At 43.9% G+C, this 7,477-nt stretch carries 9 protein-coding genes; 8 read left to right on the top strand and 1 reads right to left on the bottom strand.

What is annotated here, in order from left to right:
- Positions 1–305: 305 nt before the first annotated feature.
- The 8 genes from KQJ18_RS19635 (at position 306) to KQJ18_RS19600 (ending at position 5,829) form a co-directional block, all read left to right on the top strand.
- Positions 306–995, top strand: coding sequence for a hypothetical protein (locus KQJ18_RS19635; RefSeq protein WP_009309812.1), 690 nt, complete (start codon positions 306–308; stop codon positions 993–995).
- A 211-nt stretch (positions 996–1,206) separates the two neighbouring features.
- A complete protein-coding gene (locus KQJ18_RS19630; protein WP_025987722.1) occupies positions 1,207–1,653 on the top strand; it encodes an antirestriction protein in 447 nt (148 codons plus the stop codon).
- 9 nt (positions 1,654–1,662) lie between these two features.
- Positions 1,663–2,139 (top strand): DNA repair protein RadC, encoded by a 477-nt coding sequence (gene radC, locus KQJ18_RS19625; protein ID WP_019725273.1) that lies wholly within the window; start codon positions 1,663–1,665, stop codon positions 2,137–2,139.
- A 13-nt stretch (positions 2,140–2,152) separates the two neighbouring features.
- Entirely contained in the window at positions 2,153–2,479 is a 327-nt protein-coding gene (locus KQJ18_RS19620; protein WP_019725272.1) for a type IV toxin-antitoxin system YeeU family antitoxin, read from the top strand.
- A gap of 23 nt (positions 2,480–2,502) precedes the next feature.
- Positions 2,503–2,844, top strand: coding sequence for a TA system toxin CbtA family protein (locus tag KQJ18_RS19615; RefSeq protein WP_216422548.1), 342 nt, complete (start codon positions 2,503–2,505; stop codon positions 2,842–2,844).
- A 114-nt stretch (positions 2,845–2,958) separates the two neighbouring features.
- The gene (locus KQJ18_RS19610; RefSeq protein ID WP_025987720.1) at positions 2,959–3,792 is read left to right on the top strand and encodes a DUF4942 domain-containing protein; all 834 of its coding nucleotides are present in this window, start codon (positions 2,959–2,961) and stop codon (positions 3,790–3,792) included.
- 26 nt (positions 3,793–3,818) lie between these two features.
- Positions 3,819–4,190: a hypothetical protein gene (locus KQJ18_RS19605; protein ID WP_223369725.1), complete on the top strand. Its 372-nt coding sequence runs from the start codon at positions 3,819–3,821 to the stop codon at positions 4,188–4,190.
- A gap of 403 nt (positions 4,191–4,593) precedes the next feature.
- The gene (locus tag KQJ18_RS19600) at positions 4,594–5,829 is read left to right on the top strand and encodes a hypothetical protein (protein ID WP_141400004.1); all 1,236 of its coding nucleotides are present in this window, start codon (positions 4,594–4,596) and stop codon (positions 5,827–5,829) included.
- A gap of 523 nt (positions 5,830–6,352) precedes the next feature.
- Here KQJ18_RS19600 and KQJ18_RS19595 read toward each other — a convergent pair.
- Positions 6,353–7,477, bottom strand: a 1,125-nt coding sequence (locus KQJ18_RS19595) for a hypothetical protein (RefSeq protein WP_216422547.1), incomplete at its 5' end; no start/stop codon positions are given.

The following is a 7,477-nucleotide window of genomic DNA, read 5'->3' as shown; positions in this document are numbered from 1 at the left end:
CTTTCTTTGAATCTATAAATGTCCCTGGGCATGCGCCTTAGGGTCAAACGTTGCACTTTTTCAGGGCAGTGTATGTCAGAAAAGAATATATCGATCTGTATAAACGATCAATAATAAGAAATTGATCGTTATTATCTATCAATAATAACTTTCGATATCCATGAATTGATCGTCTTAACCTATCAAAAAGTAAGGATATCCTAGCTCGTTTCGCGCCGTTTCCTGCTCCTTTGACAGATGTTGACTGATTAATAACTTATGCAGTGGTTCTTTCCCGACCGCTGCTGCCAATCCACAGGTGATTTATGAAAACCAGAACAATAATTGCTCTTTTTCTCTCCGCCGCCTCTGTCTCTGCGCAAGCAGGCAACTGGATGGTGAAAAACGGATGGTGCCAGACCATGACGGAAGACGGTCAGGCGCTGGTTATGCTGAAAAAAGACACTATTGGTATCTTCGGCCAGTTGCAGGGTTGCCCCAACGGTCAGCAGGAACTGATGGGAAGCCGTATCAGTATTAACGGGAATTTGATCCCCACCTCTCAGATGTGTAATCAACAGACAGGCTATAAAGCTGTTGAAATCGAAGGCGGACAGGCACCCGCCGCAGCCAGGAAAGCCATTGAATCAATTGCCGCTCAGGATAATTCCAGCGTGCAGGTCTTTGGCACACAAATGAAATTTACCCGTGGTGATATGCTCCAGGTTTGTCCGAAATATGTCAACGCTCTTACAGGCGCATCAGCAGATGCCACCGGGAACAAGCCGCTGAAAGTCAACAAAGGTTCGGTAATGAAAGCGGCCAGACAGGCGTACACGAAAGAATATGACCGTGAAACGGCAGACGCCGCTGATTTTGGCAGCTATGAAGTGAAGGGAAATACGGTGGTATATGAAGTCTACAATGCCGCTTACCGCACCTACGATAAAATCGTTGTTACTGTAGGATCTGATGGTAACGCCACCGATGCAAAGGTGGAGTACATGGGGCAATAACCCCCTGGTATTGTTTCTGACTCAGTCATAAAGGCCGTGCCTCCATCGGGAAGCATGGCCTTTTTGTTTTTATGCCGCCTCACTCATTGCATCACCTGTCACAAGAGTAGGCAGAAATGACTTCTCACCGCGTTTTAACCCCCCTGATTTAACGACTCATCATCACGCCAGCCCTGACCGGCTGGCTTTTTTATTTTCGGAGTGATTAATCATGAATACTGCAATTACTGACGCCACCTTATTGTCAGACACTATTTTCGCCACGCCTGTCGCAGATGAACAGCGCCCCGGCTTCTGGCCGCAGCATTTTGCCGCTATTCCACAGTGGATATTACTGGAGCCGCGTATCTTTGCGTGGATGGACCGTTTCTGTGCGGATTACAGCGGCGGAATCTGGAATTTTTACACGCTCAGTAACGACGGCGCTTTTATGGTGCCGGATACTGACAGCGATGTGCAATGGCAACTCTTTAACAGCATGAACGGCAATAACACGCAAATGAGTGCAGAGGCCGCCGGAATTGCCGTCTGTCTTATCGAGTACAGCCATCATGCCTGCCGTACCGGATGCGATGCCATGACAGCGCACTTTTATCGTCTGCGTGAGTATGCTCTGCACCATCAGGAATGCTCCGCCATCATGCGCATTATTGACTGAGGAATAGGTATGACTTTCAACTTATCACTACCGCAGGAACTACCGCTGACAACCCGGCGTACTGTTCAGCGTGCTCTGGCGCTGCTTGAACACCATCTGCGCGAACCAGGCGCATCATTCACGTCCACAACGGTTGTCCGGGATTGGCTGCGTCTGAAAATGACCGGGCTGGAGCGCGAAATGTTTCTTGTGCTGTATCTTAACCAGCAAAATCAGCTAATTACTCACGAAACCCTGTTTACCGGCACTATCAACAGCACGGAAGTGCATCCCCGCGAAGTGGTGAAATCAGCCCTTCGCCATAATGCAGCCGCCGTGCTTTTTGCCCACAACCATCCCTCCGGTGAAGCTGAGCCCAGCCAGGCCGACAGACAGATTACCGCCAGACTGGTAAAGGCGCTGTCGCTGGTAGAAATCCGGGTGCTGGATCACTGCATAGTCGGAGGCATGACAGTGGTTTCATTTGCCGAACGTGGCTGGTTATGAAGGAGAGCAAAAGATGCCACTGACTGATGCCATACAGTGGGGATTAAAGCGAAGTTTCACACCGAATTTTGGCGCAAGGCTGGTACAGGAAGGCAACCGACTGCACTACCTGGCTGACCGGGCCAATATCACCGGTAAATTTGGTGACGCCGAATGTCTGAAGCTGGAAGAAGCATTCCCGCATTTTATCCGCCAGATGGAACTGATGCTGAGCACTGGCGAACTTAATCCCCGTCATGCGCACAGCGTCACTCTCTACCACAACGCTTTCACCTGTGAAGCCGATACTCTCGGTAGTTGTGGTTACGTCTACATCGTTATTTATCCCACTCAACGTTAAACCTTTTTCACACGCGAGAAAAAATGAAAACCTTACCTGCAACAATTCAGCGGGCGGCTAAGCCGCGCCCGTCTCCCGTGACGGTCTGGCAGATGCTGCTTACCCGTCTGCTGGAGCAACATTATGGCCTTACCCTGAATGACACGCCGTTCAGCGATGAAACCGTTATTCAGAAACATATCAACGCAGGCATCACACTGGTTGATGCCGTTAATTTTCTGGTGGAAAAGTACGAACTGGTACGTATCGATCGCAGAGGGTTTAACTGTCAGGAACAGTCACCTTATCTGGGCGCAGTGGATATTTTGCGGGCGCGGCAGGCAACCGGCCTGTTACGGCAAAGACATCTTCCTTCGATACGCTGAATCTTGCGAGCCGTCTTCCCGATTTACATCACCAATCTTTTTTCCTTATTAACTCATTGCATAATGCGCCTGCCATTCCCGGCGGGCGTGTTTGCTTTTTACGGACAAAATACCATGCAAGCAGAAGCTGAAATTTTAACCGATCATAATGAGCTGATTTGCTCCACCAGTATTGAACGCATCGTCACAGGACGTAATGCTGCGTTGAAACAGATTGAGGCGCTGATTTGTCAGCTAGATGACGTTTCCCGACTCACTTCAGAAATTGGCGGCGACATAGCGAGTCATTGGGCGATGCGGCAGGGCCATGCTTTCGACTGCTGGCTGGTGCAACCTGTAGATAAAGCGATGCCTGTCATCACCCGCAATATCGACCGCAGCATCTGGCGCGATCTGATGCTGAAGTCCGGGATGTTAACGTTGATGGATGCTGAAGCCCGCAGTCAGTGGGCGAAGAACCTGGAGGAGGGCGATCTTCCGGCCATCAGTGAAGCCAATATCCTGAGTACCTTTGAGCAGTTGCACCATAACAAGCAGGACGTTTTTGAGCGCGGGATAATTAATTTATTCAAGGGATTGAGCTGGGACTACAAAACCAATAATCCTTGTTACTTCGGCAAGAAGATTATCGTCAACAATCTGGTGAAGCATGACAGATGGGGCTACAGCCTGAACTGGGGCTGGCGACGCGATCAGCTCGCCGATCTGGAGAGGATGCTGTACCTACTTGACGGGAAGACCATTCCCGATAACCGGCATGATATCTCTATCCGGTTTATGGACTTTGTGCGCGACAACCCGCATCAGCAGGTCTTCGAGGATGAGCTGTTCACCATTCGCTACTTTCAGAAGGGCAGCGGGCATATCACGTTTAATCGTCTGGATCTGGTGGAGAAGATGAATGACATTGTGGCGAAGTACTATCCAGGGATGTTGCCTGCCAAATGAGAAATAATGTTTTTATAAGTAGGGCTATGTTCAAATTACCACGAGTTATTAAACGAGGTAGTCCCTATGGGTTCGCTTACAAACAAATCATTAGCGCAAAGATTGGCGAGGATGGTGATGCGAATGAAGGAAAATATGGAAATGTCCATATCACCATGGTGAATGGTGGCCCGGTTATTGAGCTTTTTTGTGAGCCAGATGAGTCTAAGGAAGAAAGTGATGGCGATATCGGTCAGTTGAATGCATTTTTTGACATTTTGGAATTAGAGCCGGAATCAACAGAGCGATATCAGTTAACCAATATTGATGGAGAAGACGCGTTTATCCGTATTGGTTCCATCGCTATGGTGCGAGTCCCACTTGATGTGCTGGAGCCTGTCGAGGAAGATGATATATAACAGATTTCGTCATCTTAACTCAGTTGTATTAGCTCAGACTTGATGTGACGGTTTTCCCTAGCAGCACACAATCAAATCTGATAGTCTGCGAAGAGCGAAGAGCAGATTGTGTTACTCTGTACAGAATTATGATCCTTTTTTCCAGATAAAATCCAGCAATAAAGAAGTTTTTTGATTTTAATTTATAAGAGGAATTTGTGTTGTGTGTCTATAAAAATAATTAATTTTACAATGATGAACTTCTCAATAATTTATCAAAGTAAAAATTATCCTGGAATGAGGCTAATAGCAATGCGGAATTAAAAACTTCCATCTTTGAAATATTTCAGCACCTCTTCATCACTAGACTGGCAATAAATAAAGAGCTAAAATACAATTATTTCAAATTATTGAAGAGAGATTTATGAATAGCACATTAAAAGAACTTGAGAGAAATTGCGCACCAATAGATTTTATTGAACCACTGGCTCGATTGGTCTTGGATGATTTAGCTATGTGGGCAAATGATAATATATACTCAAAAAAATCTGGGTGTTTAACTTATGAACTGCCTCTTGATGGAAACATCAATGCAGCTTGTACAAGTTATCATGATTCACGCTATCGAACCCATATTGAAATTAACCTTGGAATGGTTCAGGAAATCTACATCCAGTCATTTACCTATCCAGGTTACATTAAAAATCTAGAAAGCGGAAATTGGCATTTCAACGCTCTTGATGAGCCCTTTAGTGATGCTGAATTTTTATTCGAAGGTGGTATCCCCCCAAGAATCAGCGCGTCTGACACGGTCGCTCATATGGTCGAGCTATACAAAAATATTCCCAACAACAGAAATACCATGTGGACTGATGAAGAATTAATTTGCCGTTTTGCCATGTTTGAATTAATGATTGCGTGGATATTTTTTCATGAACTTGCACATCACGTTCAAGGGCATTACAAGATAAAAAAAGAAATAAAAGAATCGGTTACTTATCATGAACTAGATTACTCAAGCAACACTAATAATTCCAATCCTGAGGTAACTCCCAGCGTCATCCAAAAGAACATTGACCAGCATGCCAGAGAGATACTTGCAGACCTCGAAGGCATGTATTTAACACTGAGGATGATGGTGAGAAATGATACATTAACACCACCTAACACTTTTTTGCTTTTATATGTCCAAACTTCAATGTTTAATGTATTCTATAAATTATCTGAGGGAAAGTATACGGAATTAGATAGCGTTAAAGTTTCTCACCCCCACCCTGTAATTAGAAACAAATTTGTGCACGCCCTGTATGTCTCTGTGATGAGTTGGGAATTGGGTAATGAGATATACCAAGATTATCGTCAATCTGTTAGCCGAGGTTTTGAATATTATACTGTAAAATCATCATTGTTAGCTGGAATGATATGGGCAATGAGACAATCTGATTACAGTCCGGATGCAATGCCCCAATTTCTTAAATTTAGTGATGAGACCGAGTATTCCACAGATTATAACTACCTTAGAGAATTGACCTTAAGCGCTGAAAGGCAATCATCCATGATATCACTCTTGCATATCATCGATAATGATTCAGATAATATTTTTAAATTAACAAAATTAGACAATCTATTCACTCATTTTTTAAATGTTAATGAAGAATAAGTTCCAATGATTAGTGTTCAATTTCATCAGAGGTCTGAACTCCAGTCATTTGTACAGGGCTACTGTTGTAGCCCTAACAACCCTAGATTTCAATCAACTCAGAGATATCTAACTCATCACCGACTTAATGCCTATATAGCGGAATGAGCTTTTCATGTCAGATATAACAATGTCCGCATATTGCACATAACGGCCAGAATTTTGGCGGGCTGGTCTGCTCTGAGCGAGGTGCGGGCATTAACACTTAGAAGATGGTTATCTTGTTATAGCCTTGATTTTTATCCACTAGATTTCAAATACTTGCTAAAACAGAAAGTGAAAATCATAGCATACAAGCCATTTTGGAACTGTCGAAATCCATGGGTTAAACTCATAAAACTCAGTTACAGCTGGCGGTCTTGAGGTTAAATGGCGGAAGTCTAAAACAATCATTACATTATATGCACATTTTAGAGTCGAAAATGAATATGTGGGCTTGATATAGGGCTCCGAAGGTAAAAGTGGTCAATGAGCCCTCTGTTTGCTATTTGTTTTCTGCTAACTGATCGGGGCGAATAATATATAGCTCTGGAGACTGATCGGTAGCGTTGTCAGGAGGCATCATCATAACCCATGGACGGCCTATAAATTTACCGCCTTCAAAAAACATGCCTACTTCATCGCGCCAAAAACGTTTTGTCGCCAACACAGCTCCAGGCCAAATTGATTCAACGATTTCTTTCAACGTTGGAGTCATATAACTCACAAGGTTCATTAATCGATTAGCATGATGGGTGGCACTTTCAGGACCTATACTTTTAGCTATTAACATCACCATTGCAAATAACCGTTCTGTGCGCCTTCCCATTTTGACATCCAGCTTAAGTGTCAACCCATCCGGAAGTTGGGCTTCTAAAGCTCTAATGTCTATATCCACTTCAAAAACAGATTCATCAAAGCTTTCCCACATTTGTAAGTAAGTCATGTTACGATCGAGTAAATAAATAGGTGATGGTATATTATCGTAATATTCTAAAATCTGTGCTGCAGGTGCTCTATCAAATGACTTTGTATAGACCAGTGGTCTTGCTAATGCAGCGGCCAAATGAATTGCTCGAGCAGGTTCAAACTCATCAATACCCATTATTTTAAGTTGATGACGAATATTTTCTGCTTCTACAAAAAATCTTTCTGCTTCAGGATGATAAGGAATATATTTTCCATCTTCAACTTTGATACTTCTTTGTTGCTCTTTTTTATTATGACACAAAAAAGGATGTAGCCATCCTAGAACAGTTTCCCCTCCCAGGCTTTCAAACCAATCAGGTTGAGGAACAAGAGCTTGAAGTATCAATTCAAGTTGTTCGTCATTTACAGCGGCAAAAAGTGATTGATTAACGGCCTCTCGTTCAGAATGCTCATAAACATCAACTAGGTGATTGCTTCCAGTGACATAAGGCCATAGGAGTTCGTACATCAAGAATGCATCATGATTTTCTGAAAACCAACCGGCCCACTCAACTTCAGCTACTGAAATATTATCAGGGAATTGCCAGTCCTCTCCCAGTTCAGGAAGAAGCCATTCCTTTTCAGTCTTTATCTCCCCATTAAAATTTATGATGTAACTCTCTGGCTCAATCCCTCCTATCCAAATATTGTCGTCCTCATT

Source organism: Citrobacter sp. S55_ASV_140 (assembly GCF_018919505.1).
In the GTDB taxonomy this organism is placed as follows: Bacteria; Pseudomonadota; Gammaproteobacteria; order Enterobacterales; family Enterobacteriaceae; genus Citrobacter; species Citrobacter werkmanii.
The sequence above is the reverse complement of the archived record's forward strand: the minus strand, read 5'-3'. Positions and strand labels throughout refer to the sequence as shown.

What these genes read in the sequence shown, in the direction of transcription:
- KQJ18_RS19635 (WP_009309812.1), top strand. Translation starts at nt 306, where the DNA reads ATGAAAACCAGAACAATAATTGCTCTTTTTCTCTCCGCCGCCTCTGTC.
- KQJ18_RS19630 (WP_025987722.1), top strand. Translation starts at nt 1,207, where the DNA reads ATGAATACTGCAATTACTGACGCCACCTTATTGTCAGACACTATTTTC.
- radC (WP_019725273.1), top strand. Translation starts at nt 1,663, where the DNA reads ATGACTTTCAACTTATCACTACCGCAGGAACTACCGCTGACAACCCGG.
- KQJ18_RS19620 (WP_019725272.1), top strand. Translation starts at nt 2,153, where the DNA reads ATGCCACTGACTGATGCCATACAGTGGGGATTAAAGCGAAGTTTCACA.
- KQJ18_RS19615 (WP_216422548.1), top strand. Translation starts at nt 2,503, where the DNA reads ATGAAAACCTTACCTGCAACAATTCAGCGGGCGGCTAAGCCGCGCCCG.
- KQJ18_RS19610 (WP_025987720.1), top strand. Translation starts at nt 2,959, where the DNA reads ATGCAAGCAGAAGCTGAAATTTTAACCGATCATAATGAGCTGATTTGC.
- KQJ18_RS19605 (WP_223369725.1), top strand. Translation starts at nt 3,819, where the DNA reads ATGTTCAAATTACCACGAGTTATTAAACGAGGTAGTCCCTATGGGTTC.
- KQJ18_RS19600 (WP_141400004.1), top strand. Translation starts at nt 4,594, where the DNA reads ATGAATAGCACATTAAAAGAACTTGAGAGAAATTGCGCACCAATAGAT.